Annotated in this window: 30 protein-coding genes and 1 pseudogene; 18 read left to right on the top strand and 13 right to left on the bottom strand. The window is 37.5% G+C overall.

The annotated features are described in order from the left end of the window. Window positions 1-5 precede the first annotated feature (5 nt). The 4 genes from aguB (at window position 6) to QM382_RS02500 (ending at window position 3,454) form a co-directional block, all read left to right on the top strand. Window positions 6-881 (top strand): N-carbamoylputrescine amidase, encoded by an 876-nt coding sequence (aguB, locus tag QM382_RS02515; RefSeq protein ID WP_414272325.1) that lies wholly within the window; start codon window positions 6-8, stop codon window positions 879-881. Window positions 882-987: 106 nt separating this feature from the next. Then, entirely contained in the window at window positions 988-1,764 is a 777-nt protein-coding gene (locus tag QM382_RS02510; RefSeq protein ID WP_414272461.1) for a DNA polymerase beta superfamily protein, read from the top strand. Window positions 1,765-1,772: 8 nt separating this feature from the next. Further along, complete coding sequence (locus tag QM382_RS02505) at window positions 1,773-2,825, top strand: hypothetical protein (RefSeq protein WP_414272324.1); 1,053 nt, start codon at window positions 1,773-1,775, stop codon at window positions 2,823-2,825. A gap of 17 nt (window positions 2,826-2,842) precedes the next feature. Beyond that, complete coding sequence (locus QM382_RS02500) at window positions 2,843-3,454, top strand: tetratricopeptide repeat protein (protein WP_414272323.1); 612 nt, start codon at window positions 2,843-2,845, stop codon at window positions 3,452-3,454. Window positions 3,455-3,472: 18 nt separating this feature from the next. Here the strand turns inward: QM382_RS02500 and QM382_RS02495 are convergent, their stop codons facing one another. The 3 genes from QM382_RS02495 to QM382_RS02485 are packed head-to-tail and all read right to left on the bottom strand — an operon-like array spanning window position 3,473 to window position 5,322. Beyond that, the gene (locus tag QM382_RS02495; RefSeq protein ID WP_414272322.1) at window positions 3,473-4,288 is read right to left on the bottom strand and encodes a TIGR03943 family putative permease subunit; all 816 of its coding nucleotides are present in this window, start codon (window positions 4,286-4,288) and stop codon (window positions 3,473-3,475) included. Further along, window positions 4,285-5,190 carry a permease gene (locus QM382_RS02490; RefSeq protein WP_414272321.1) on the bottom strand — a complete coding sequence of 302 codons (906 nt, stop codon included), beginning with the start codon at window positions 5,188-5,190 and terminating at the stop codon, window positions 4,285-4,287. The genes QM382_RS02495 and QM382_RS02490 overlap by 4 nt, the downstream gene beginning before the upstream one ends. Continuing rightward, on the bottom strand, window positions 5,191-5,322 hold the full coding sequence (locus tag QM382_RS02485; RefSeq protein ID WP_000268695.1) for an SPJ_0845 family protein: 132 nt from the start codon (window positions 5,320-5,322) through the stop codon (window positions 5,191-5,193). It lies immediately after the preceding gene. A 155-nt stretch (window positions 5,323-5,477) separates the two neighbouring features. On the opposite strand from QM382_RS02485, the gene QM382_RS02480 reads away from it, so the two are divergent. From QM382_RS02480 to QM382_RS02470, 3 genes are read left to right on the top strand one after another with little or no spacing between them, the layout of a single operon-like run. Continuing rightward, entirely contained in the window at window positions 5,478-7,607 is a 2,130-nt protein-coding gene (locus tag QM382_RS02480; RefSeq protein WP_414272320.1) for a Tex family protein, read from the top strand. After that, complete coding sequence (locus tag QM382_RS02475) at window positions 7,594-8,043, top strand: SprT family protein (protein WP_414272319.1); 450 nt, start codon at window positions 7,594-7,596, stop codon at window positions 8,041-8,043. Before QM382_RS02480 ends, QM382_RS02475 begins: the two co-directional genes overlap by 14 nt. Before the next feature lie 60 nt (window positions 8,044-8,103). Further along, entirely contained in the window at window positions 8,104-8,376 is a 273-nt protein-coding gene (locus QM382_RS02470) for a PspC domain-containing protein (protein WP_414272318.1), read from the top strand. Window positions 8,377-8,431: 55 nt separating this feature from the next. Here QM382_RS02470 and QM382_RS02465 read toward each other — a convergent pair whose 3' ends face one another. Next, complete coding sequence (locus QM382_RS02465; protein WP_414272317.1) at window positions 8,432-9,127, bottom strand: VIT family protein; 696 nt, start codon at window positions 9,125-9,127, stop codon at window positions 8,432-8,434. Between the two features lie 191 nt (window positions 9,128-9,318). Between QM382_RS02465 and QM382_RS02460 the strand changes: the two genes are divergently transcribed. Further along, window positions 9,319-10,599 carry an O-acetylhomoserine aminocarboxypropyltransferase/cysteine synthase family protein gene (locus QM382_RS02460; protein WP_414272316.1) on the top strand — a complete coding sequence of 427 codons (1,281 nt, stop codon included), beginning with the start codon at window positions 9,319-9,321 and terminating at the stop codon, window positions 10,597-10,599. Window positions 10,600-10,662: 63 nt separating this feature from the next. After that, window positions 10,663-11,343, top strand: a complete 681-nt coding sequence (radC, locus tag QM382_RS02455) for a RadC family protein (protein WP_414272315.1) — start codon at window positions 10,663-10,665, stop codon at window positions 11,341-11,343. Window positions 11,344-11,366: 23 nt separating this feature from the next. On the opposite strand, the gene QM382_RS02450 is transcribed toward radC, so the two are convergent. The 7 genes from QM382_RS02450 to QM382_RS02420 form a co-directional block, all read right to left on the bottom strand. Next, complete coding sequence (locus tag QM382_RS02450) at window positions 11,367-12,056, bottom strand: gamma-glutamyl-gamma-aminobutyrate hydrolase family protein (protein ID WP_049496210.1); 690 nt, start codon at window positions 12,054-12,056, stop codon at window positions 11,367-11,369. A 15-nt stretch (window positions 12,057-12,071) separates the two neighbouring features. After that, a complete protein-coding gene (locus tag QM382_RS02445) occupies window positions 12,072-12,713 on the bottom strand; it encodes a redox-sensing transcriptional repressor Rex (protein WP_049496213.1) in 642 nt (213 codons plus the stop codon). 87 nt (window positions 12,714-12,800) lie between these two features. Continuing rightward, complete coding sequence (locus QM382_RS02440; RefSeq protein WP_414272314.1) at window positions 12,801-13,010, bottom strand: DUF4649 family protein; 210 nt, start codon at window positions 13,008-13,010, stop codon at window positions 12,801-12,803. A gap of 9 nt (window positions 13,011-13,019) precedes the next feature. Further along, window positions 13,020-13,367: a DUF1831 domain-containing protein gene (locus tag QM382_RS02435; RefSeq protein WP_414272313.1), complete on the bottom strand. Its 348-nt coding sequence runs from the start codon at window positions 13,365-13,367 to the stop codon at window positions 13,020-13,022. Between the two features lie 4 nt (window positions 13,368-13,371). Then, window positions 13,372-14,487: a cysteine desulfurase family protein gene (locus tag QM382_RS02430; RefSeq protein WP_414272312.1), complete on the bottom strand. Its 1,116-nt coding sequence runs from the start codon at window positions 14,485-14,487 to the stop codon at window positions 13,372-13,374. 15 nt (window positions 14,488-14,502) lie between these two features. Beyond that, on the bottom strand, window positions 14,503-15,453 hold the full coding sequence (locus tag QM382_RS02425; RefSeq protein WP_214261923.1) for a ribose-phosphate diphosphokinase: 951 nt from the start codon (window positions 15,451-15,453) through the stop codon (window positions 14,503-14,505). 123 nt (window positions 15,454-15,576) lie between these two features. Further along, window positions 15,577-16,146, bottom strand: coding sequence for a CYTH domain-containing protein (locus tag QM382_RS02420; protein WP_414272311.1), 570 nt, complete (start codon window positions 16,144-16,146; stop codon window positions 15,577-15,579). Between the two features lie 133 nt (window positions 16,147-16,279). On the opposite strand from QM382_RS02420, the gene QM382_RS02415 reads away from it, so the two are divergent. From QM382_RS02415 to QM382_RS02380, 8 genes are all read left to right on the top strand, one after another. Next, window positions 16,280-16,951, top strand: a complete 672-nt coding sequence (locus QM382_RS02415; protein ID WP_414272310.1) for a GTP pyrophosphokinase — start codon at window positions 16,280-16,282, stop codon at window positions 16,949-16,951. Next, on the top strand, window positions 16,935-17,753 hold the full coding sequence (locus tag QM382_RS02410; RefSeq protein ID WP_004252947.1) for an NAD kinase: 819 nt from the start codon (window positions 16,935-16,937) through the stop codon (window positions 17,751-17,753). The genes QM382_RS02415 and QM382_RS02410 overlap by 17 nt, the downstream gene beginning before the upstream one ends. Next, a complete protein-coding gene (locus QM382_RS02405) occupies window positions 17,750-18,649 on the top strand; it encodes an RluA family pseudouridine synthase (RefSeq protein ID WP_414272309.1) in 900 nt (299 codons plus the stop codon). Before QM382_RS02410 ends, QM382_RS02405 begins: the two co-directional genes overlap by 4 nt. Before the next feature lie 15 nt (window positions 18,650-18,664). Continuing rightward, window positions 18,665-19,639: a phosphate acetyltransferase gene (gene pta / locus QM382_RS02400; RefSeq protein ID WP_178895014.1), complete on the top strand. Its 975-nt coding sequence runs from the start codon at window positions 18,665-18,667 to the stop codon at window positions 19,637-19,639. A gap of 148 nt (window positions 19,640-19,787) precedes the next feature. Further along, the gene (gene ylqF, locus QM382_RS02395; protein WP_414272308.1) at window positions 19,788-20,639 is read left to right on the top strand and encodes a ribosome biogenesis GTPase YlqF; all 852 of its coding nucleotides are present in this window, start codon (window positions 19,788-19,790) and stop codon (window positions 20,637-20,639) included. Next, window positions 20,626-21,405, top strand: coding sequence for a ribonuclease HII (locus QM382_RS02390; RefSeq protein ID WP_414272307.1), 780 nt, complete (start codon window positions 20,626-20,628; stop codon window positions 21,403-21,405). The genes ylqF and QM382_RS02390 overlap by 14 nt, the downstream gene beginning before the upstream one ends. A 15-nt stretch (window positions 21,406-21,420) precedes the next feature. After that, entirely contained in the window at window positions 21,421-22,971 is a 1,551-nt protein-coding gene (locus QM382_RS02385) for a chloride channel protein (RefSeq protein ID WP_414272306.1), read from the top strand. Between the two features lie 122 nt (window positions 22,972-23,093). Beyond that, on the top strand, window positions 23,094-23,837 hold the full coding sequence (locus QM382_RS02380) for a CPBP family intramembrane glutamic endopeptidase (protein ID WP_195184374.1): 744 nt from the start codon (window positions 23,094-23,096) through the stop codon (window positions 23,835-23,837). A gap of 565 nt (window positions 23,838-24,402) precedes the next feature. Here QM382_RS02380 and QM382_RS02375 read toward each other — a convergent pair. Then, window positions 24,403-24,492: pseudogene (locus QM382_RS02375) on the bottom strand (IS982 family transposase); the annotation flags it as partial. Window positions 24,493-24,964: 472 nt separating this feature from the next. Continuing rightward, window positions 24,965-25,987 (bottom strand): hypothetical protein, encoded by a 1,023-nt coding sequence (locus QM382_RS02370; protein ID WP_414272305.1) that lies wholly within the window; start codon window positions 25,985-25,987, stop codon window positions 24,965-24,967. Between the two features lie 95 nt (window positions 25,988-26,082). On the opposite strand from QM382_RS02370, the gene QM382_RS02365 reads away from it, so the two are divergent. Beyond that, complete coding sequence (locus QM382_RS02365) at window positions 26,083-26,475, top strand: zinc-ribbon domain-containing protein (RefSeq protein ID WP_414272304.1); 393 nt, start codon at window positions 26,083-26,085, stop codon at window positions 26,473-26,475. Window positions 26,476-26,621 lie beyond the last annotated feature (146 nt).

The following is a 26,621-nucleotide window of genomic DNA, read 5'->3' as shown; positions in this document are numbered from 1 at the left end:
AAAAGATGAAAAATGTAACGGTTGCAGCTATTCAGATGCAATGCGCTAAGGATGTGGAAACGAATATCCAAACAGCTGAACGTCTAGTTCGACAAGCTGCTGAGCAAGCTGCGCAAATTATTCTCTTGCCTGAATTATTTGAACGTCCCTATTTCTGTCAGGAACGTCAATATGACTACTACCAGTATGCCCAGTCGGTGTCTGAAAATACGGCTATTCAGCATTTTAAAGTGATTGCTAAGGAGTTAAAGGTCGTTTTACCGATTAGTTTCTATGAAAAAGATGGTAATGTCTTATACAACTCAATTGCTGTCATTGATGCGGATGGAGAAGTACTAGGAGTTTATCGTAAAACTCATATACCAGATGACCATTATTATCAGGAGAAATTCTTCTTTACTCCTGGAAACACAGGCTTCAAGGTCTGGAATACTCGCTATGCCAAGATTGGTATTGGAATCTGTTGGGATCAATGGTTCCCTGAAACAGCCCGTTGCCTTGCTTTAAATGGCGCAGAATTGCTCTTTTATCCAACAGCTATTGGTTCGGAGCCTATTTTGGATACAGATAGTTGTGGTCATTGGCAACGTACCATGCAAGGGCACGCAGCCGCTAATATTGTGCCAGTTATTGCTGCTAATCGTTATGGTTTGGAAGAAGTCACTCCTTGTGAAGAAAATGGAGGTCAAAGTTCCAGTCTTAATTTCTACGGTTCGTCCTTTATGACCGATGAAACCGGAGCTATTTTAAGTCAAGCCGAACGACAAGATGAAGCCATCCTCTTATCCACTTATGACCTTGACAAGGGAGCGAATGAGCGCCTAAACTGGGGCTTGTTTAGAGACAGAAGACCAGATATGTATAAAGATATTGTCAGATAAAAAAGCCTGTATAGGCTTTTTTCTGTAGATACTATAATAACTTTTGATAATGTCCTAGGATTCTGATAAAATGGGATATAAGAAGTTAATAAGAAAGAGAAGCATGATGCAAATACAAGAAGAAATGAATATTCTGGTACCTGAAAAACTAGCGGAAATTGAACGTGATTATGATGTTACCGTATTGTGGGCAATTGAGTCTGGTAGTCGCGCTTGGGGCTTTGAGTCTCCAGATAGTGACTTTGATGTGCGCTTCATTTACAAGCATAAGCAAGATTTTTATCTTAGTTTGAACGAACATCGCGATGTCATCGAACTACCAATTGACGATACCTGGGATGTGAGTGGCTGGGATTTGGACAAGGCTTTAAAGTTGCTTTATAAGTCAAATCCAACGCTCTTTGAGTGGTTACAGTCGCCAATCGTTTACCAACAAGACGAAGGCTTTATTGATCGTATCCGTCCTCTTGTTAGTCAGTATTTTTCCGAGAAAAAGATGCTCCACCATTACTTAAATACTGCTAGAACTCAAATGAATAAGTATCTTTCAGGAGACAAGGTCAAACCTAAAAAGTACTTCTATGCTCTGCGTCCAATTTTAGCCTGTCGTTGGATAGAAAAATATCATTCTGTTCCACCGATTTTATTTGATGATTTAGTGAAAGAATTGCTTCCTGATGAAATGAATGAGCATGTGTCTAGATTGCTTGATATCAAGATAAATGGACCTGAAGGAATGGAAATTGAGCCGATAAAGCCAATTCAGGACTACATTATCAAAAATATCCAAGAACTAGACGATTACATTCAAAGTGTTACCGAGGAGAAGAAAGACTGGGAAGCTCTCAATCATTTTTTCCTTGAAGAATTAAGTCGTGACTGAGGTTAGATATGGGAAAATGGACATGTAGATGTGGTCAAGCAATGAACGACCACCAAGCGCCTGATCCAAATGCTTATTCAGTTTATTCGGATGAGTTTCTTGAGGATATTTTCAACAATACTGACGAACATGATAGAATCTCCTATGAAGACATTTCGGAGGCTTCCTTTTATATGTGGAAGTGCCCAAATTGTGGTAGTTTTATGGTCTTTGGCGAAGAGGATAATCCAAATTGTTTCACTTTTTATGAGCGCCAGACCAGTGCAAAAGCTGAACCACTTTTCGATCCTGATCAAGAGTTGAATCTCGTTGTCGTTGAGTTTCAAGAAGGTGGAAATGGCTATACTTATATCTGTGATGATCCAAGTATTCATATTGGGCATGGTGTGATTGTACCAACTGGAAAGGAAAATATTGAAAAAATAGCTCTGGTAGTCCAGAAGTATCATGCCCTACCAAAGGATATCACTTTTCCCGTCGAAAAGTTAAAAAGGGTCATCCGTAGGTATTCTATTTTTGACCTAGAGACTTCAAAAATAGTTTGTAAAAATATACTTGAGCATGGAAGAATTCTAAATGCTTGCTCGAAAAAAGTAAAAATAGAGTCTAAACAAATTTACCATGCAATTAAAACTCCTCTAGGCTATTTTTGGTTGGAGTTAAATAGAGTTCCAATTCCGATGAAAATCACACAAATACAAGTACAAGATAAAAAGTATCAGGTTGATGGAGCCTTTTATATAAAGCCTGCCAAGGTAAACTACAGAAAATTGTTAGAACTTGAATTATGTGCAGATTTTGATATTGACGCCTCTCGCTGGATTGACGTTCTATCAGACGAAAATGTTTGGGGAAACACCTGGGAACTGAATGGACTTCAATTTGGAATTACTGCAGGAGAGTCTACTGAATTTGAAGATGAAGTAGTTTCAAGAAAATTTAGCCGTATCCCACTTTATTATGACTGGCATCCAGAATTTGAAGATTATTATGGCTTTAGCTTAGCATGGAAAAAATACGAGTCTGATAGTGATTTGTCGATTGATTTCTATACTACATAAGATGGAGGATTACAAGTATGAATCAAGCCTGGGAATTATTGTTTGAGGGGAAGATTGAAGAGGCCAAGAAATTAGTCTCAGAAAACTTTTCATTGGAAACATGTAAGGATTATGACCTTCTCAATTTAATGGGATATATTAAGTTCTTTGAAAAAGATTACAAAGAAGCTTTGCTGATTTATCAAAACTATCTAGATGTGGCAATTTCAAGTCAGGATAAAGAAAACGAACATATCGGCTATCACCAGTTAGCCATGGTCTATCGTGAAATGAATGACTATCAAACGGCTCTTAGCTATATAGAAAAAGAGCGAGAAGTTATTGAAGATTCTTTTTCAGAGGATGCACTAAAATCTTCTGTCAATAAATATGAGCAAGGTTATTTACGATTTAAGATTGGGGAAATCGAAAAATCGATCATGTATATGGAGCAGTCCTTAAAGCAAGCTTTACAAACAGATGATTTTATTGCTCAGGCCTGCGCTTATAGAGGATTGGGAGAGATTTATTCTATAGAAAAACCTGAAAAATCGCAAGAGAATTTTTTGCAAGCTATCGATCTTTTTGAAAAAGCAGGCGATCATGTTGGAGCTCAAGAAGTTAAAGACTTGTTAAACAAGAAAAAGTAGCCCGCTCAGGCTACTTTTTTAAAATTCTTTGTAAACATACGGATTTTCTGGTTTGTCCACTTTGATGAAAGACTGGACTTCAAGGGTTGGGAGAACCTGGTTGAGTTCCTTGTGATAGTGATTGCTAATCTTACCTTTGACTCTCACCCAGGTGTTATTCTCATAATGATTGGTATTTCCTGTGGTTAAGAGGCCAAAAACTCCTGAATCAGCGATACAGTGCATGATACCAAAGCGAAAGACAAATTGACTATCGCTGTGACTGGGATCGTTGTAGACAAAGCCAATAAACTCGATTTCCTTGCCTTCAAATTCATTTGGATAATCATAGATAGCTTCCATGACCTCCAGGTAATTTTCATCATTTATAACTATACTAGATTGAGCTAAGTACTTATCAGCACTCTTCCGAATAATATTTTCATGAGCTGTTTGTGAATAAAAGCGACTGGTATCCGGCTTAAGATACTGACTGCTCGTTCCTTCACTTGCTTGGATTGCCTTGTCAGTTCCTTCCGACAAAGGGAAATAATATCCTTTTGCCGATACTGTTTGTGAATCCAGAGTGACGGTTGGAAAGGTAAATCCAACTAACAAGGGTAAACTTAAGAGGACAAAACTAGCAAGCTTGGCTGAAAAACTATGTAAGTGACTATGTTCTTTCAAAGGCTTGAAGCAAATATAGGCTTGAACGATGGCTAGTAACAATGACAAAACCATAGTGATATAAGCCAGATAAGAGTAGTGGAGGTTTATATACTGATTGAGCTTACCTGATAGGTGCAGATAAAGGGTTAAGATAAAATAGCCAAATAAGATAAAAAATCGAATCATAGCATCACCCCGACTAGATAAGAATAGACAAGAACAACAAGAGTTACAATTGTCATGAATTGCCAAATAAAGCGAGTTTTGAGATAATTCTTCATCATGAGGAGGTTCTTGACATCAAGCATGGGACCTATAACCAGAAAGGCAAGAACTGGAGCAAAGCCAAAACTAGAGAGAAGTGAAGATCCAATAAAGGCATCAGCTTCACTACAGAGGGATAGTAGGAAGGATAAGACCATTAAAAGAACAATAGCGAGCAGTGGTGTCGCACTGATGGATGTCAGGATACGAGTTGGTACATAGACTTGGACTATACTTGCAAAAAGACAGCCAAAGACCAAGTAACGCCCCATATCAAAGAATTCATCAATAGCTTGAATGAATACCTGAAGGATTTTTTGACTTTTACTCAAGTGAGAAAAATCATGCTCATGACAAGCCAATCTATTTTCCTTTTGGATAGGTCCCTCCCAGAAAAATCCAAGAAAGATACCCAATATAGTAGCAACAAGAATAGCACCCAAAGCTCTTAGGAAAACCATTTGAATGGAATTACCAAAGGCTGAATAAGTCGCAAAAAGTACGATAGGATTGATGATAGGAGCGGTTACTAGAAAGGGAACAGCTGTATAGCTTGGAACCTTCTTTTCTAAAAAGCGGTTGATGATCGGAACGATTCCACACTCGCAAGAAGGGAAGAGGAAGCCGATGAAGCTACCAAAAAAGATTCTCCCCAAGCGGTTTTTAGGGAGAAATTTATAAACCTTCTCAGGTGTGACATAGACTTCAATGGCACCAGAGATGATACTACCAATTAAGACAAAGGGTAAAGCTTCAATGATAATTGAAAGAAAAATGGCGCCAGCTTGTAGCACATTAGAAGGTAAACTTTGAAAGAGTGCCATCTATTTTTTCTTTTCTGCCTTATCTTTCTTTTCTTTGTCATCTGGAAATGTTACTTGCTTTAAATCAGGTAGTTTAGCGAATTCTTCGAACATCTTATCTAAGTCATCAGTTTTTGTAAATTTAACAGCCATAAGGCATACCTCGATTCTTTTTGTTAAGACTATTATACTATTATTTCTAAGAAATGTTTGGATTTTAAAATAAACATGGCTTTTATCTTTATAAAGTTGAAATAAAGCAACAAATTAATGAAAACAAGCTTTCTTCCTTATGGTATAATAGTTTCATGGATAAAAAATATGAAAAAATTTCCCAAGATTTGGGTGTAACTTTAAAGCAGATTGATACTGTCTTGTCTTTGACAGCAGAAGGAGCAACTATCCCCTTTATCGCCCGTTATCGGAAAGATATGACAGGAAGTCTAGATGAGGTAGCCATTAAGGCTATTATCGACCTCGATAAGAGTTTAACTGCTCTAAATGATCGTAAGGAAGCCGTCTTAGCAAAAATCAAAGAGCAAGGCAAGCTAACTAAGGAGTTAGAAGAAGCAATTCTATCAGCTGAAAAACTCGCAGATGTAGAAGAACTCTATCTTCCCTATAAGGAGAAACGTCGGACCAAGGCAACCATTGCGCGTGAGGCTGGACTTTTTCCACTTGCTCGTTTAATTTTACAAAATGTTTCTAACCTAGAAAAAGAAGCAGAAGCTTTTGTCTGTGAAGGTTTCGAAACTCCTCAAGAAGCTTTGGCTGGGGCTGTAGACATCTTGGTTGAAGCACTATCCGAGGATGTTCATTTACGTTCAATGACCTATCAAGAGGTACTTAGACGCTCTATGATTACTTCTCAAGTCAAAGATGAGAGTCTTGATGAAAAACAAGTTTTTCAGATTTATTACGATTTCTCAGAGACAGTTGCTAACATGCAAGGTTACCGTACGCTTGCACTTAATCGTGGTGAGAAGCTAGGCATTTTGAAAATTGGCTTTGAGCATGCAACTGATCGTATTCTATCTTTCTTTAGTGTTCGTTTCAAAGTTAAGAATGCTTATATTGACGAAGTTATTCAGCAATCTGTTAAGAAAAAAGTATTACCAGCTATTGAGCGCCGTATTCGTACAGAATTAACAGAAAAGGCAGAAGAAGGAGCTATCCAACTCTTCTCAGAAAACCTTCGCAATCTTCTCCTTGTTGCTCCTCTTAAAGGGCGCGTGGTCCTTGGATTTGACCCTGCCTTTCGTACAGGTGCCAAGCTTGCAGTCGTTGATGCGACTGGGAAGATGCTAACAACGCAAGTCATTTATCCCGTCAAACCAGCTTCAGCTCGTCAGATTGAAGAAGCAAAGAGAGATTTGGCAGATTTGATTGGCCAATATGGTGTAGAAATCATTGCTATCGGCAATGGTACTGCTAGTCGTGAGAGTGAAGCCTTTGTAGCTGAAGTGCTTAAAGATTTTCCTGATGTTAGCTATGTCATTGTCAATGAAAGTGGTGCATCTGTCTATTCTGCTAGTGAACTTGCTCGTCAAGAGTTTCCTGACTTAACCGTTGAAAAACGTTCTGCTATTTCTATTGCTCGTCGCTTGCAAGACCCACTTGCTGAATTGGTTAAAATCGATCCAAAATCCATCGGTGTCGGTCAATATCAGCACGATGTTAGTCAGAAAAAACTGTCTGAAAGTCTTGACTTTGTTGTTGATACAGTCGTTAACCAAGTCGGTGTCAATGTCAATACAGCTAGTCCAGCCTTACTTTCGCACGTAGCTGGTCTTAACAAAACAATCTCTGAAAATATCGTGAAGTATCGTGAAGAAGAAGGTAAAATCACTTCACGCGCCCAAATCAAGAAAGTCCCTCGATTAGGTGCTAAAGCGTTTGAACAAGCTGCAGGTTTCCTCCGTATCCCTGAAAGTAGCAATATCCTTGACAACACAGGTGTTCACCCAGAAAACTATGCTGCTGTCAAGGAACTCTTCAAACGTTTGGACATTAAAGACTTAAATGAAGAAGCACAAGCCAAACTTAAATCTATTTCAATCATGGAAATGGCCCAAGAATTAGACCTCGGTCAAGAAACCCTCAAAGATATTATTGCAGATCTTTTAAAACCAGGTCGTGATTTCCGTGATTCTTTTGATACTCCAGTCCTTCGTCAGGATGTCTTGGATATCAAGGACTTAAAAGTTGGCCAAAAGCTTGAGGGCGTTGTTCGTAATGTCGTTGACTTCGGTGCCTTTGTTGATATTGGTATTCACGAGGATGGACTGATTCATATCTCTCACATGAGCAAGAAATTCATCAAACATCCGAGTCAAGTCGTTTCAGTTGGTGATTTGGTAACCGTTTGGGTGAAGAAGATTGATGTCCAACGAGAAAAAGTAAATCTGTCGCTCCTTGCACCAGATGAATCTAACTAATTACGTTCGACAAGTTTCTTTAGAAGACTTTGGGAAACCTTTCAAACACCAAGCTCAATGGAATTCTCGTCTACGGTCGACAGGTGGGCGATTCTTTCCAAAGGATGGGCATTTGGATTTTAATCCCAAAGTCTATCAAGAACTTGGTTTAGAGGTTTTTCGGAAAATTGTCCGTCACGAACTCTGTCATTATCATCTATACTATGAGGGCAAGGGGTATAAACATAAAGATGTAGCCTTTAAGGAACTGTTAAAAGAAGTGGACGGGATCCGCTTTGTTCCTCCCTTATCAAGTGTTAGTCAAACACCAGTACTAGTCTATACTTGTCAGACTTGTCACCAAACCTATCAACGAAAGCGACGAATTGATACCAAACGCTATCGTTGTGGTCTCTGTCGTGGTAAACTCATTTTACAAAATCCGCCTAAGGACTGATGCAAGCAGTTTTTATTTCATGTTATACTTATTACAAGAATACCGAAAGAGGTACAAACTATGAATAAAAATTTTTACAAAATGAGACGAAATCGTATGATATCAGGAGTACTTGCTGGACTCTCTGATAAATGGGACCTTGATGTTACTCTTGTGCGCTTCATCTTTGCTATCTTTACAATCGCAAACTTCGGACTTGGAATCATCATCTACATCATCTTAGCCTCTATCTTGCCAACAAAGGAAGATATCGAAGCTGATATGTACGGAACTGGCCCACGTAAGATTAAAGAAGCTGAGCCAATCGATGATGATAAAGGTTGGTTTTGGTAGTTTTACTTAATTGTTTATGTTTGGATAATAAAAAAGATACCTCGAGGTATCTTTTTTAAATACTAAACAACTGACCCAATAGATAGGTCACTCCCATGGTTAAAAGACCGATACAAAGGTTTCGAATCATAGCTGTTTTTGTTGGGGCTTTCCCGAGTTTTGCACTGGTATAACCTGTAATCAATAGAGAAATCGCAACGATAAAAACAGTAGCAGGGATTCGATAGTCACTTGGAAAGATAGTAATGGAAAGCATTGGTGGTAAACTACCAAGAACAAAAGCGATGAAGCTAGATGCTGCAGCATGCCAAGGATTGGTAAACTCTTCATACTCGATTCCGTATTTTTCCTCAACTAAGGCTTTAAGTGGATTTTTAAGAAAAGCTTTATTGACTAAAAGTTGAGCTGAAGTTTCACACTCACCATTTTGAAGATAAGCAGCATAGAGAGATTTCTTTGCAGCTTCGATATCCTTATCCAAAAGTAATTGCTCACGAGCTACAGCAGCTTCTTCAGTGTCTTTTTGAGTGGATACTGAAACATATTCACCTCCAGCCATAGAGAAGGCACCCGCTAAGATGGCAGCCAATCCTGAGAGGAAGATAATCCAGATATTCGTTGTAGCACTGGCAACCCCAATAACAACTCCAGCGATAGAGATGATTCCATCATTTGCGCCCAGTACACCAGCGCGCAAGATATTTAAACGGCCAGCAAAGTTTGCATCAATTTCATGAGTAATTTCTGACATAGTTTTCTCCTTTGTAAACATTATAAAGTATAGGAGAAGTGAATACAAACATTTTAAACTATCTGAAAAAAATTCTACAATTCTAATAATAGTCATAGCTATTTCTTATGCCAAGATATAACAAAGTTGTACTTGTAACTGAACGAATTAGGTGATACAATGAACCTAATGAAATCTTTGGAGGTCTAAATATGACTCGTGAATTTAAATTTGAAACTCTTCAATTGCATGCAGGACAAGTGGTAGATGCGACTACCAAGTCTCGTGCTGTTCCAATTTACCAAACAACATCTTTTGTATTTGAAGATACACAAGAGGGTGCAGATCTCTTTGCTCTTCAAAAGGCTGGTAATATCTATACTCGTATCACAAACCCAACAACATCAGCCTTTGAAGAGCGTATCGCAGCCCTTGAAGGTGGTGTAGGTGCACTTGCAACTGCGTCAGGGATGGCAGCTATTACTTACACGATTTTAGCTCTAGCTCACGCAGGAGACCACGTCGTTGCAGCATCAACCATCTATGGTGGTACCTTTAACCTCTTGAAAGAAACACTTCCTCGTTATGGAATCACCACAACTTTTGTTGATATTGATAATCTAGAAGAAGTAGAAGCAGCGATTAAAGACAATACTAAACTTGTCTTGATTGAAACCTTGGGTAATCCAGTTATCAATATTCCAGATATCGAAAAAATCGCTGAAATTGCTCACAAACATCAGATTCCTTTGATCGCAGACAATACTTTTGCTACACCTTATCTTATCAATGTCTTTTCACATGGTGTAGACATTGCAGTTCATTCAGCAACTAAGTTTATCGGTGGTCATGGGACAACTATTGGTGGTGTCATCGTTGATAGCGGTAAATTTAACTGGTCTGCTTCAGGAAAATTCCCTCAATTAGTCGAAGAAGATCCAAGCTACCACAATATCAGTTATACCCGTGATGTTGGTGCTGCAGCCTTTATCGTAGCTGCTCGCGTTCAGTTACTTCGCGATATGGGAGCTGCTCTTTCACCGTTTAACTCATTCTTGCTTTTACAAGGTCTTGAAACACTTTCTCTTCGAGTTGAACGTCATGTTCAAAATGCTGAAAAAATCGTTGATTTCCTTGTAAACCATCCAAAGGTTGAAAAAGTCAACTATCCGAAATTAGTTGATAGTCCTTACCACGCATTAGCTGAGAAATATTTACCAAAAGGAGTTGGTTCAATCTTTACCTTCCACGTTAAAGGTGGAGAAGCAGAAGCTCGTAAAGTGATTGACAACTTGGAAATCTTTTCAAACTTAGCCAATGTAGCAGATGCTAAATCATTGGTGGTTCATCCCGCAACTACAACACATGCTCAGTTGTCTGACTCAGATCTAGAAGCAGCAGGAGTAACTAAAAATCAAATCCGTCTTTCAATCGGTCTTGAAAATGTCGATGATTTGATTGAAGATTTGCGTCTTGCACTTGAAAAAATCTAAAAATAACTAGTTTTTATCGAATTAAGGATCCTTCTCACGAATAATTAAGTGAGGAGGATTTTTATGTATAGTATTTCATTTCAAGAAGATTCGCTCTTACCAAGAGAAAGACTAGTCAGGGAAGGAGTAGAGGCTCTCAGTAATCAAGAATTACTAGCTATCTTGCTAAGAACAGGAACAAAACAGGCCAATGTCTTTGAAATAGCACAGAAGCTTTTAAATAACCTAACTTGCCTAACAGATTTAAAAAAAATGAGCCTACAGGAATTGCAGACTTTATCAGGTATTGGACGTGTTAAGGCAATCGAATTACAAGCTGTTATCGAATTAGGATACCGTATCCATAAAAGGGAAACGGTGGAAAAGGAGAGTATTCTTAGCAGTCGTAAATTAGCTAAAAAGATGCAGTCTGAGCTTGGAGATAAAAAACAAGAGCACCTAGTGGCGCTCTATCTGAATACTCAAAATCAAATCATTCACCAGCAGACTATTTTTATCGGGTCTGCCACGAGAAGCATTGCTGAACCGAGAGAAATTCTCCACTACGCTTTGAAGCATATGGCAACATCTGTGATTCTGGTTCATAATCATCCATCAGGAGCAGTAGTTCCTAGCCCCAATGATGACCATGTTACGAAGCTTGTTAAAGAAGCCTGCGAATTAATGGGATTGATCTTATTGGACCATTTAATTGTCTCTCATTCTGATTATTTTAGTTACCGCGAGAAGACGGATATGATATAAAAAACCTGTATATGATACAGGTTTTACAATTTATTCACAACATAGTTAAAGAGTTCTTTATCCTTAGGACGATTTTCAAAAAGGAATTCTGGATGCCATTGAACACCAAGATAAGGGAAGCCGTCTGTAGTTGTAACAGCTTCGATAATACCATCTTTAGGATCGTGAGCTACAACCTTCAGATTCGGAGCTAGATCCTTAATACTTTGATGATGAAAAGAGTTGATATGAGAAATTTCCCCATATATTTCTCGGAGAATCGTATCCGGTTCAGTAACCAGTCTCTGAGTTGTATACTCAGCAGAAGTATCTTGCCAATGATCCTCAATCTCTTGATAGAGAGATCCCCCCATAGCTACATTAAAGAGTTGAGTGCCACGACAGACAGAGAAAATCGGTTTCTTTTGTTTGATGGCCTCTTTGATGAGTGCTAGTTCAAAAATGTCTCTTTGAAGATGGTAGTCATCACTATCGATAGATTTAGGTTCACCATAGAATTTTGGGTCAACATTTTGCCCACCTGTTAGTATGAGTTTATCAATTAGGCTGATGTAGTAACCAGCCATTTCTTCATCACCAATTGGTAGGATAATGGGGATACCTCCAGCTTCCTTAACTCCTTCAACAAAGCCTTTGGCAGCATAACTCATCATAAGATCATCATCTGGATGCGGGGTTTCATTTCCTGTAATCCCAATAACTGGTTTTTTCATAAATCAATTCGCTTTCTAATCCTCTTTTCGCATGAAATAGAGGAGGGTTTGAAGTTCGCTAGTAAGATCGACATACTGAACAACTACGTCTTTAGGAAGATGTAGGTGAACAGGAGAAAAACTGAGGATACCTTTGATACCAGCATTAACCAAAAGTTCCGCAACTTCTTGAGATTTAACACTAGGAACAGTAAGAATAGCAGTTTTAACATCACTATCCTTAATTTTGTCCTTTATTTGAGAGATTCCATAGATTGGAACACCGTCGGGTGTTTTGGTACCAACCTCTGGATGATCATCTAGGTCAAAAGCCATGATAATTTTCATTTTGTTGCGCTCATGAAAGCGGTAGTGGAGGAGGGCATGTCCCATATTTCCAATACCCACAAGCATGACATTGGTAATAGAATTATCATTTAAAAGATCAGCGAAAAAGTTCATGAGCTTTTTAACATCATAGCCAAATCCACGACGTCCAAGTTCGCCAAAGTAAGAGAAGTCACGACGAACAGTGGCAGAATCAATTCCAATCGCTTCTGCAATTTGTTTGGAATTAGCTCTTTCAATTTTCTCGGCATTAAATCTTTTAAAAATACGGTAATAGAGAGAAAGTCTCTTTGCTGTTGCTTTAGGAATAGCAGACTGTTTTTCTTTCACAAAATCACAACCTTTCTATCTACTATTTTATAGAAAGCTTGTGAAAATTGCAACAATAACGAAAAAAAACTAAGAAAAAATCTTAGTTTAGTTATTTTCATGGTAGCTTGTTAGAAAGCGGTAGAGATTACCTAGAAGCCCCTGATAGATTTCAACTCCATTGTGTGTTAAGGAAGTGATAAGAGTCGTATCTGGAAGAGTCACGCAACCTGAAAGTGACAACATAAGAGCATCGTAGTCTTCGTATTCTAGCACACGGTCTACTTGATAGCTATCTTTATAATTTAATTGATACATAATTGCTTTCTATTTTTCGCTTTTAGTAAAGACACCACGTTCAACAAGACTGTCCATCAAGAAGTAGAATTTTTCTTGGTGAATATGAGTTTCTTCTGATTTGAAGATATCAACTAGACGTAAGCCAAATTTATCAGTGATATTGATTTTTGCACCTGTCAAGTCTTTATTGATAATAATCTTGAGTTGAAAACCTTCTCCACTGTTTGGAACTTTTTCAAGAAGGCGTGTTAATTCATAGTTACCAACTTTCGTCTCAAAAAAAGTGTTATCTTTTAGTGTGAACTTTTTTACGGTTGGGTTAAGTGTGTAATCATAACGACAATTTTTTAGTTTAATCGTTTGTTCAAATGCCATTGAGTTAACCTCCGATAATTTCTTTTAAAGTTTTGGCGAGAGTTATCATTTCTTGTTCTGTATTTTGAGGTGAAATGCTGACGCGAACAGATTCATGTAAGCGAGGAGAATCCTCTCCGTAGCAGGCTTGAAGAACATGACTGACCTGAACAATACCAGCTGTACAAGCGGATCCTGTTGAAATCGAAATACCTTCAAGATCCAGACGAAGGAGTAGCAGATCATTACGTTGACCTGGGAATCCGATATTGAGGACGTAAGGGAGATTTTTCTTACCTTGATTTAGATAATAGTTTACTCCGCCCATCTCGGCCAGAAACATTTTCTGTAGCTTTTGAACTTTTTCAAAATTACTTTCTAAATGTTCAAGATCGTCCTTAAGGGCTGCAACCATCCCTATAATTGCAGGAAGATTTTCTGTCCCGGCTCTTTTTTTCTGCTCTTGATCTCCTCCATGTAGGTAAGAGTCAAAATCTGTAGAAGCAGCGTATAGGAAACCGATACCCTTTGGACCGTGAAATTTATGGGCGGAAGCACTGAGAAAATCAATTCCTAATTCTTCAGGAAAAATCTCCAATTTTCCAATTGCCTGGACAGCATCTACATGATAAGCTGCTGGATGTTCTTTTAGAACTTCACTGATCTCAGCTATTGGCAATAGAGTACCAGTTTCGTTGTTGACATACATAGTTGAAACTAGAATGGTCTCTTCACGCAGTGCATGTTTTACCTGGTCTGCTGTAATTTCTTGATTTTCAGGTTTTAAAATCGTTACTTCAAATCCGAAATTTTCTACCAGATATTCGATTGGCTCAAGAACTGCATGATGCTCGATAGCAGTAGTGATAATATGTTTTCCACGATTTTGATGACGGAGACAGTAGCCGATAATAGCTGTATTATTACTCTCAGTCCCACCAGAAGTAAAGAAAATGTGTTGGGGCTTTGTACCTAGTAACCCTGCTAATTCTTGACGTGCTTCACGTAAACATTTGCCTGCTTGACGCCCATGGCCATGAATACTAGAAGGGTTGCCATAAGTTTCTTGCATGACTTGAGTCATTGCTGAGATAGCTGCAGATGACATCGGTGTCGTAGCAGCATTATCTAAATAAATCAAAAACTCACCTAATTTCTATTTAAATTTAAATAGCGGACTAACTGGTTTTCTTTCGTGAATACGAACCATTGCATCACCAATCAATTCGCTTGCAGTGATGTATTGAACGTTTTGAGGTTTTTTACTTTCTGTTGATACAGAATCTGTAACCAGAATTTCCTTGATATTAGCAGCATCCAACAACTCCGCAGCACCGTTAACGAACAGTCCATGACTAGATACTGCGTAAATTTCTGTTGCTCCATCACGTTCTAAAATTTTAGCAGCTTCAGAGAAAGTGCGACCGGTGTTAAGAATGTCATCAATCAAGATTGCCTTCTTACCTTCAACATCACCGATAATGTAACCTTGGCTACGTTCAGAATCATCTTGAGCATAGTCGATGATAGCAATTGGTGCATCTAGGTATTCTGCAAGACTACGAGCCCGTTTTACACCAGAGTTTTTAGGACTAACAACAACCACATCTGAACCAGTCAACCCTTTATCGCAGTAGTGTTTTGCAAATAGTGGGATTGTATAGAGGTTATCTACAGGAATATCAAAGAAACCTTGAACCTGAACAGCATGAAGATCAAGAGTTAATACCCGACTAACTCCAGCTTTTACCAACATATTCGCAACAAGTTTAGCTGTAAGAGGCTCGCGAGAAGAAGCAATACGGTCTTGACGTGCATAACCAAAATAAGGCATGACAACATTTATTGTATTTGCACTAGCACGAACACAGGCATCAACAGTGATTAAAAGTTCCATCAAATGATTGCTAACAGGATAAGAAGTAGACTGGATGATATAAACATCATAGCCACGAACACTTTCTTCGATGTTAACTTGGATTTCACCATCTGAGAATTGACGTGATGATAATTTTCCAAGCGGAACACCTGCAGCATCCGCAATTTTTTGAGCAATTTCATGATTTGATGAAAGTGAAAAAAGCTTCATATTCTTTGTATCTGACATTGATAAACCGTCCTCTATAAACTATGTGAATCAGTAAAAGGAAACATTTTATTAACAACTGTAGTCCATTACAGATTCTATTATTTTTTATCTCTTCTATTTTATCAAAAAAAGTTGATTATTTCAGTTATTTTTCATATTTTCTATAAATCGAACTAATTTTGAAGGTGCTTTCTTATATTCGATATCATTTGCCTGTAAAAACTCCTGAAAATCAACACTTCCTTGGTCTCCATTTTCGACTTCCAACTCTAGTTCATAATCAACAACATCGAAGTAGCTACTTTGATCAAGTGCCATCAGTCCGATAGACGTCTCTTTCTCATAACGAACAGTGGTTAAACAACCTAAAACCACCCAACCACTTGTTGAAAGTCCACGGCTAGTTAGTTCTTCTTGAATCATCCCCTGAGGAAGTTTACATTGGGCAAGACAATTTTTAGCCTCCTCAAGAGTGAGGGACTGGTTGTATTCCATATTTCCAACTTTTTGAGGAATTTTTATGGTCAGTTCGGCGCTTGTATCGAACGTACGAATGCGCATAGCGATTTTATGTTGGCGAAGGTAAAAATCAGGCGTATCTAGGTAGTAATTTTTTTGTGTAACAGGAGTGACTTCTGAAAATTGAGCTAGCAATCGATCATATTCTTCTTCACTGAGAAGTGTTTTCATTTCTATTTCTAAATGTTTCATTTTTACAACCTTTTCTTTATATTTGAAAGCGATTTATGGTATAATAAGCATTGTATTTATTGTATATGATTTTCATGAGAAAATCAAAAACTAGATAAATTAAACTGCATAGAGAATTGGACGTAAGAGTTATATGATTACAGAATGGGAAGAATTTTTAGATCCTTACATTCAAGCTGTCGGAGAATTAAAAATAAAACTCCGAGGAATCCGAAAACAATACAGAAAACAAAACCGACATTCTCCAATCGAGTTTGTCACGGGTCGGGTTAAACCGATTGAAAGTATCAAAGAAAAAATGGCACGCCGAGGTATTGGCTATGACACACTTGAACAGGATTTGCAAGATATTGCAGGTTTACGTGTCATGGTTCAATTTGTAGACGACGTAAACGAGGTTGTTTCTATCCTTCGTAAAAGACAGGATATGAGAGTTGTTCAAGAACGTGATTACATTACTCATCGAAAGGCTTCAGGTTATCGTTCTTACCATGTGATTATTGAGTATATGGTTGATACGATTTACGGTGCAAAATCCATTCTAGTTGAGATTCAAATTCGTACCTTGGCTATGAACTTTTGGGCTACAATCGAGCATTCACTCAACTATAAATATCAAGGAGATTTCCCAGAGGAAATCAAGGAACGACTTGAAATTACAGCCAGAATTTCACATCAGCTAGACGAAGAAATGAGTAAAATACGTGCTGATATCCAGGAAGCACAAGCGCTCTTTGATCCTTTGCACAGAAAGTTAAATGACGGGGTAGGAAACAGTGACGATACCGATGAAGAATACAGGTAAACGAATTGACCTAATTGCCAACCGTAAGCCTCAGAGTCAGAAAGTTCTATTCGAGTTAAAAGAACGATTAAAAAAGAATAATTTTATCCTGAATGATAAAAATCCAGATATCGTCGTCTCTATTGGCGGAGATGGGATGTTGTTGTCTGCTTTTCATAAGTATGAAAACCAACTGGATAAGGTTCGTTTTGTTGGGGTTCATACAGGACATTTAGGTTTTTATACGGATTATCGTGATTTTGAGTTGGACCAATTGGTTACAAATTTACAGTTGGATAATGGTGCTCAAGTGTCTTATCCACTCTTAAGTGTCAAAATATTTCTCGAAAATGGTGAAGTCAAGTCTTTCCGAGCACTAAATGAAGCTAGCATTCGTCGAGCGGATCGAACTATGGTTGCTGATGTCATTATTAACCATGTTCCCTTCGAACGTTTTCGTGGTGATGGTCTAACAGTTTCAACACCGACTGGAAGTACTGCTTATAATAAATCACTTGGTGGAGCAGTACTGCACCCGACCATAGAGGCCCTACAATTGGCTGAAATTGCTAGTTTGAACAACCGAATCTATCGCACACTTGGTTCATCAATTATTGTTCCTAAAAAAGACAAGATTGAATTGATACCGACTCGAAATGACTATCACACAATCTCAATCGATAATAGTATTTATTCTTTCCGAAATATTGAGAAAATAGAGTATCAGATTGATCACCACAAGATTCATTTTGTAGCCACGCCGAGCCACACCAGTTTTTGGAATCGTGTTAAAGATGCCTTTATTGGTGAGGTGGACGAATGAGGTTTCAGTTTATTGCTGACGAACATGTCAAGATCAAAACCTTTCTGAAAAAACATGAAGTTTCTAAAGGGTTACTTGCCAAGATTAAGTTTCGAGGTGGTGATATTCGAGTCAACGGGCATCCGCAGAATGCAACCTATCTCTTAGATATCGGAGATGAGGTCGTCATTGATATTCCGCCAGAGGAAGGATTCGAGACACTTGAAGCAATTGATTATCCTCTAGATATTCTATTTGAAGATGATCATTTCTTGATTATCAACAAACCCTTTGGAGTCGCTTCAATCCCTAGTGTCAATCATTCTAATACCATTGCCAACTTTATTAAGGGCTACTATGTAAAACAAAACTATGAGAATCAGCAGGTTCATATTGTGACTCGGCTTGATAGAGATACCTCTGGATTGATGCTTTTTGCTAAACACGGCTATGCGCATGCCAGATTAGATAAACAGTTGCAAAAGAAGGCTATTGAAAAGCGTTATTACGCCCTAGTCAAGGGAGATGGACATCTGGAACCAAAGGGAGAAATCATCGCTCCAATAGCCCGAGATGAAGATTCTATCATCACTCGACGAGTAGCAAAGGGTGGAAAATATGCCCATACGTCCTATCAAATCGTGGCATCTTACGGGAATATTCACTTAGTTGATATTCGTCTCCATACTGGGAGAACCCACCAGATTCGGGTTCATTTCTCGCATATTGGTTTTCCGTTACTCGGAGATGATCTTTATGGGGGAAGCTTAGAGCATGGCATAGAACGCCAGGCTCTACATTGCCATTACTTATCGTTTTATCATCCTTTCTTAGAAGAACAGTTAGTGCTTGAGTGCCCACTGCCGGATGATTTCGACATACTTATTACACAGTTATCAAATAATAATTTATCTTAAAAGGAGTCAAAACTCATGGAAGTTTTTGAAAGTTTGAAAGCCAACCTAGTTGGTAAAAATGCTCGCATCGTTCTACCTGAAGGTGAAGAACCACGTATCCTACAAGCAACGAAGCGTTTGGTTAAAGAAACAGAAGTTATCCCAGTTCTTCTAGGAAACCCTGACAAGATTAAAATCTATCTCGAAATCGAAGGAATTACAGAAGGTTACGAAGTCATCGATCCAGAACATTACCCACAATTTGAAGATATGGTTGCTTCACTTGTTGAACGTCGTAAAGGAAAAATGACTGAAGAAGAAGCGAGAGAAGTGCTCAGCAACGATGTTAACTACTTCGGTGTTATGTTAGTCTATATGGGCTTGGTTGATGGTATGGTTTCAGGAGCTATTCACTCTACAGCTTCAACAGTTCGTCCAGCACTTCAAATCATCAAGACTCGTCCAAATGTGAGCCGTACATCAGGTGCCTTCCTTATGGTTCGTGGCACTGAACGTTACTTGTTCGGTGACTGTGCTATCAACATCAACCCAGATGCTGATGCTCTAGCTGAAATCGCGATTAACTCAGCTATCACAGCTAAGATGTTTGGTATCGAACCTAAAATTGCTATGCTTAGCTATTCAACTAAAGGTTCAGGTTTTGGTGAAAGTGTTGATAAGGTTGTTGAAGCAACAAAAATCGCTCATGAGCTTCGTCCAGACCTTGAAATTGATGGGGAATTGCAATTTGATGCTGCCTTCGTTCCAGAAACTGCAGCTCTTAAAGCACCAGGAAGTAATGTAGCTGGACAAGCTAATGTCTTTATCTTCCCAGGTATTGAAGCTGGTAACATTGGTTACAAGATGGCAGAGCGTCTTGGCGGATTTGCTGCAGTTGGACCTGTATTGCAAGGACTTAACAAACCTGTAAATGACCTTTCTCGCGGATGTAACTCTGACGATGTTTATAAACTAACTCTAATCACAGCAGCTCAAGCTGTTCATCAATAAGAATTTTATCCCTCTTTTCCTCTTGGTAAAGGGGGATTTCCCTTTTATTGAGATATCATTCAACTGCAAAAATAGCCAAAATATGGTAAAATAGTCAGTAATCATCTTTGTTTTATAGAATAAGTTTGTATGAAGAAAAGGAAATAAAATGGCAACTATTCAATGGTTTCCTGGACATATGTCTAAGGCACGTCGTCAGGTCCAGGAAAATTTAAAATTTGTTGACTTTGTAACAGTTTTAGTAGATGCGCGTTTGCCCTTGTCTAGTCAAAATCCGATGCTGACTAAAATCATCGGAGACAAGCCAAGACTACTGATTTTAAACAAGGCAGATCTTGCAGACCCAGTATTGACAAAAGAATGGCGTCAGTACTTCGGATCCCAAGGAATTCAAACACTTGCAATCAATTCTAAAGAGCAAATTACAGTTAAAGTCGTAACAGACGCTGCTAAGAAACTCATGGCAGATAAAATTGCTCGTCAGAAGGAACGTGGGATTCAAATCGAGACCTTGCGTACCATGATTATCGGGATTCCAAACGCTGGTAAATCAACCCTGATGAACCGTTTGGCTGGTAAGAAAATTGCTGTAGTTGGTAATAAACCTGGTGTGACAAAAGGCCAACAATGGCTCAAAACAAATAAAGATTTGGAAATCTTGGATACTCCAGGGATTCTATGGCCAAAATTTGAAGATGAAACCGTAGCACTCAAACTCGCATTAACTGGAGCTATCAAAGATCAGTTGCTTCCAATGGATGAAGTGACGATTTTTGGTCTTAATTACTTTAAAACACATTACCCTGAAAAGCTTCAAGAACGTTTTAAACAAATGAATCTGGACGATGAAGCTCCTGAAATCATCATTGATATGACACGTATCCTTGGTTTCCGTGATGATTACGATCGCTTCTACAATCTCTTCGTCAAGGAAGTTCGTGATGGAAAACTTGGTAACTATACCTTAGATACATTGGAAGATCTAGATGGCAACGATTAAAGAAATAAAAGAAGAATTAGGGAAGATAAGAGAACTTGAAAGTCCCTTGTTTAAGGAGTTTGAAAAAGATTCTCGTTCAGGTGTTCAAAAGGAAATTGAAAAGCGTAAGAAAGCCATTCAAGCTGAAATCGATGAAAATCTTCGCTTAGAAGCTATGCTTCGATATGAAAAAGAGCTTTACGCTCAAGGTATTAGTTTAATTGCAGGTGTTGATGAAGTTGGACGTGGACCTTTAGCTGGTCCTGTTGTTGCTGCAGCAGTCATTCTTCCTAAAAATTGTAAGATTAAAGGTTTAAATGACAGTAAAAAAATCCCTAAGAAAAAACACGAGGAGATTTTTCAGGCCGTTAAGGACAATGCACTAGCAATTGGTATTGGAATTATGGACAATCAAGTCATTGATCAGGTCAATATCTATGAAGCAACTAAACTAGCCATGAAAGAAGCTATCTTTCAGCTTGACCCTCAACCAGAACACCTTTTGATTGATGCAATGAAGTTGGATTTGCCGATTTCTCAGACATCCATCATCAAAGGAGATGCGAATTCTCTATCCATTGCAGCAGCATCCATCATTGCTAAGGTTACCAGAGATAAGATTATGGCTAACTATGACCAGGAATTTCCAGGTTATGATTTTTCTCAAAACGCTGGTTATGGAACGGCTAAACATTTAGAAGGTTTAGAAAAGCATGGTGTTACACCGATTCATCGCACAAGCTTTGAACCGATTAAAACGATCATTTCAGAAACTAGTAAAAGATAATTAAAGGAGAGAATTATGGAGGAACAGTCGGAAATACTTAGTTCCAAGAAAGAATTTGCCTTCGCGTCCAGTACGATTTTAGCTCAAGTAGGGCGAGGTATTATTGTTGGATTAGTCGTGGGCCTTATTGTAGGATCATTTCGTTTTTTGATTGAAAAAGGCTTTCATATCGTTCAAGGATTTTATCAAGACCAAGAAAATCTGATACGGAATCTATTGATTATTTTATTGTTTTATATGCTAATTTGCTTAGTTAGTGCCAAATTAACGCGATCAGAAAAAGATATCAAAGGTTCTGGTATTCCTCAAGTTGAGGCAGAGTTAAAAGGTCTCATGTCTCTCAATTGGTGGAGTATCCTCTGGAAGAAATACATTCTAGGTATTTTGGCCATTGCGAGTGGGCTTATGCTCGGTCGTGAAGGTCCTAGTATTCAGCTAGGTGCCGCTGGAGGAAAAGGAATTGCTAAATGGCTCAAGTCTAGCCCTGTTGAGGAGCGTTCTTTGATTGCTAGCGGAGCTGCTGCTGGACTTGCTGCGGCCTTTAATGCACCGATTGCGGGACTCCTATTTGTAGTAGAAGAAGTCTATCACCATTTTTCACGATTCTTCTGGGTTTCTACCTTGGCTGCTAGTCTAGTAGCAAACTTCGTTTCCCTTCTCATCTTTGGCTTAACACCTGTGCTTGATATGCCTGATAATATCCCTCTTATGAGTTTGAGTCAGTATTGGATTTATCTGCTTATGGGGATTTTTCTTGGTTTTTCAGGTTTTCTTTATGAGAAAGCGGTTCTGAATGTCGGCAAAGTTTATGATTGGATTGGGAAAAAGGTTCACATTGACAAAGCTTATCATCCAATTTTTGCTTTTATCCTGATTATTCCTGTGGGAATATTCCTACCTCAAATACTTGGTGGGGGCAATCAGGTTGTCTTATCCTTAACAGAACAAGATTATAGTTTCCAAATTCTCTTAGTTTACTTCATCATTCGTTTTATCTGGAGTATGATTAGTTACGGAAGTGGACTACCAGGTGGTATTTTCTTACCAATTTTAGCTTTAGGCTCTTTACTGGGTGCTTTAGTAGGTGTTATTTGTGTCAATCTTGGCCTTGCTAGCCAACAGCAATTTCCTATCTTTGTGATTCTTGGAATGAGTGGGTATTTTGGTGCTATCTCAAAAGCACCTTTGACAGCTATGATACTTGTAACTGAAATGGTTGGTGACATCCGAAATCTTATGCCTTTAGGCATGGTGACTTTAGTTGCCTATATTGTCATGGATATGCTCAAAGGAGCACCTGTTTACGAAGCCATGCTTGAGAAAATGTTACCTGAATCAGCAACTGATGATGGTGAAGTTACTCTAATTGAAATTCCAGTTTCAGATAAAATAGCTGGTAAACAAGTACATGAACTCAATTTACCTCATAATGTGCTCATCACAACCCAAGTACATAATGGGAAAAGTAAGACAGTTAATGGATCTACAAGGATGTATCTAGGTGATATGATTCATCTCGTGATTCCAAAAAGTGAGATAGGAAAAGTGAAAGATTTACTACTATAAAAACATAATTTAAGTTATGTAAATTTAGGAGTAAAAAGATTATAAATATATTTATTACATAATTTTATTTATGCACAAAATGTAACTCTTTTGACTGTTTTTTATAACCAAAGGGAGATGATATGAGTAGAAATAAAGCTCTTGCAGTTTATTTACTTGGGACTTTTAGTCAATTATTGTTAGTTTGTTTAGTTGTATTTTTCTGCAATCATTATGGCGTTCATTCTGTTCTAGTAAATATTTTCGGAGTAATGATTGGTGGAATCTCTACAGCCTTATGGGGTAGCATTGTTGCCATTTGCTATTATGAGATTGACTTAAAGAAAATAATAAAAGATTTTTTTAACATTCAGACCAGTTACAAACATTATTTATTAGCATTTTTTCTTATTATTCTTGATTTCTCTTTTCTATTTTTTGGGGGGAAAATCGTACAATTTATCTGGTATCTTCCTTTTCTGATGTTTTTCAAGTTTATTGTATTTGGCGGTTTGGAGGAAATTGGTTGGAGATATGTATTTCAGCCACTTTTACAAGAAAAGTTCCACTATTTTCAAGCGACAATTTTAACATTTATCATATGGTCAATTTGGCATTTATTGTTCTTTTATATAGATGGTTCTATAGCCATCCTTCAAATAGTACCTTTTTTATTTGGGTTGCTGACAAATTCGTTTATTCTTTCAGCTCTTTATTTAAAAACAAAAAATCTCTGGATTTGTGTGATGACACATTCAATGATTAATGTATTTTCTCAATTGACTATGAGTGACGACCATTACGGAATGTATCTAATCAGAATTATTGTTATTGTTGCATCGTGTTATCTAGTAATGACTAGCAAAGTTAAGTATAAAACTTATTAAATCGTATTTAGAATAATTTTGAACATTTAATAGAGAGTTAAAAATCCAAATCAGTTTGTTGATTTGGATTTTATTGATTTTAGAGAAAATTATAAGTTTATGTAATAGTTATTTAAACATTGATAGAAAAAATAAAAGTTAATGTACATTTGAACGATTTTTAGTTTTTGCTTAAATAAAGTACATAATTAAGAATAATTAGCTCTAGAAAAATTTTTTAAAACTAAAAGTTTATGTACAATTGACTTAACAAGTGCTAAACCATTGATACAACTGAATTTGAAGCATAAAGTACATTCTTTAAAGAGTGTACTTTATTTTTGTTTTGTACATTATTTTGAAGTGTTATTTTGTATATTTTCTAGTTCATAACATCATCTGATTTAAGGAATTGATTTGTACATTTTTACTCTAATAGGTGCAGAAGAAGTAGTGGTTCAATTGTACATTTTTTGCTTCTCATTTAAGGTCTTATTGATAGTAAGATATAGATTTTTTACTCGTGGTGCTAGTTAATCTCAAAGTATCTCAGATTATAAGTCAGTACAATTTGCTCCATTCTCAACTACAATCCTGTTAAGCCTCTAGTTAGTGTTTGTTCGACATCAAAAAAAGCACAAAGTTCTGAAAATCGAGTTTCAATAGTCCGTCTCATACAAGGATTCTTGTTTAGAAGCACCGAAACAATCAAGTAGGATCACCCAAGAGGTTCCAGCATTTGAAGAATATGATGAGCTGCTTGCAGCAATTAAAAAATCCCTATAACAGGGATTTTTTTATTTCTGTAATACCTTGTGCAAAATAGTCGTATGTATCAAAATCAGAGCCACGTTACCTACTATGAGGCCGAAAGTCGCAAGTATTGTCTTTGATGTACCCGGCTTAAAATCTGCACTAATCAAATAAGGCCAAAAACATGCCATTGGAAAAATGGCTATTAGTATACATACATAGATGGGAAAGCTTGTCCAAAGAAAGCGTGTCGTCTCTAACCAGCGTCCCCATGAAGGTATCATTATTTTGCTTATAGTGAAAAGTATGCATATAAGATGGACAACAAGAAGATAAATGGCATACTTTGTCTTGTTTAGCGTTTTTTTCTTTTTCATTTTATCTAAGTATCCTTGCTAATTTTCCAATAGCTCAGCTGCAATCTTGGAACTAAAATTAAAATTAACTATATCATTATTCGAATCAAGGTCTAAATTCATAAAATAATGATTCCAAAAGAATTCATTGTTACCTGCTCCCCACTGCACGCCATAATGACCCAAATATTCATCTCTTGGCTCGTTTGGAGTCAGCCATATTTTTTTCCCAAATACTTTCGTGAACTCGTTTTCGTCAAGCTTCTTTAGCAAATCTATACCATCTATATTATATGAAATTCCATGTTTTTTGGCAACAGCTGTGCACTCAGAATCGAAGCAAACCTGCGTAACTACACAGTCCTTCAGCTCCGTACTCTTCCTCTTATCTCCGTAAACACCTATACATCCGAGAACTACATTCTTCTTTACAAGAAGATAGGTGGATCGCGTAACTGCTGAGTCATAGGACTTAAAGCCGTTTGGTACGCTAACCCCAGCTCCTTGGTATTTAGTATAGCTTCCCGTTGTCAAAAGCTCGTTATAATTAGGATAATCATGTCTACCATTTGACACATAAATTTCAAACTCCTTGTCTATCAAATCCGAAATCTTAGTCTCTGTAAGATGAATTTCAGTTCCGTCAATTTTAAGTGGAGGTGCGTTATCAGGTAGACCTATAATTATATATACAAACATCAAAAACACGAATACCATAAGTACCGCAACGATACCTATCCAAGATTTCCCGGTCCTCCTTCGTGCATTGAAAAGCGACATTATAGAAGGCGTGATTATAGCAGCACCAATTGGCGCCGCCCCATGACGGAACATGCTCATGACCTTAAAGGCAATTACAGCGCTAATTAGTATAAAAATTATGTGCACTGCATACTCTCCTACGCTTAGCTTACTCGTCCTAGTCTGATTATTTGCTGGGGCATCGTACACTGGAACACCGTTCTCAAAGGTGTTCTTCATTCTAAAACGCAGCCAAAACAATATTCCAATAAACACAAATGCCAAGAACACTAGCATTCCGATAAAAACTAATTTTTCCATCTGTAACCTTTTCTCTGACCTAATTATCGTCCATCAAAATTCATATCTAGTCTACCACATTTTGAAATTGTTTTACATTATTTACATACTTGTGCATGAATCAAAAAGTTTTAAAAGGATTTAACGACTTAGCAACGACACAACAAACTCTAATGAATGAGTGGGATTATGTAAATAACATCCTAATAACAAGTCCAACTGAAATCACAGAGTTGAGTAATATGTCTGTATGGTGGATATGTCAGGAAAACTCAGATCATCGTTATAAAATTCAAGTTAAAGAAAGAATGGCGTACAGAAAACGAAATAAAAAGGCATGTTCGATTTGCAAAGGTTACAGAAGAAAGCAAGAACATTTTATACAGTTTAAAAAAGATATAAAAAATAAGAACACTTTAAGTAATATAAAGTGTTTTTATGTTGTCAAAATGTACATTTTAAAAATTTTTAGTTTTCACTTAAATAAAGTACATTTTCGTCTGAATTGAGAGTAGTCAAAATTTCCAGTGTTCACTTAAATAAAGTACATAATTAAGAATAATTAGCTCTAAAAAAATTTTTGGTTATACTAGCAAAGATTTAGATATTGCATATATCCCCTATAACATCTTTCCGAAAAACTATAATTTTCTTG

The sequence above is a fragment of the Streptococcus infantis genome, assembly GCF_047465185.1.
Lineage (GTDB): Bacteria > Bacillota > Bacilli > Lactobacillales > Streptococcaceae > Streptococcus > Streptococcus infantis_O.
Note: the sequence above shows the minus strand (reverse complement) of the source record. Positions and strands in the feature narration are given on the sequence as shown.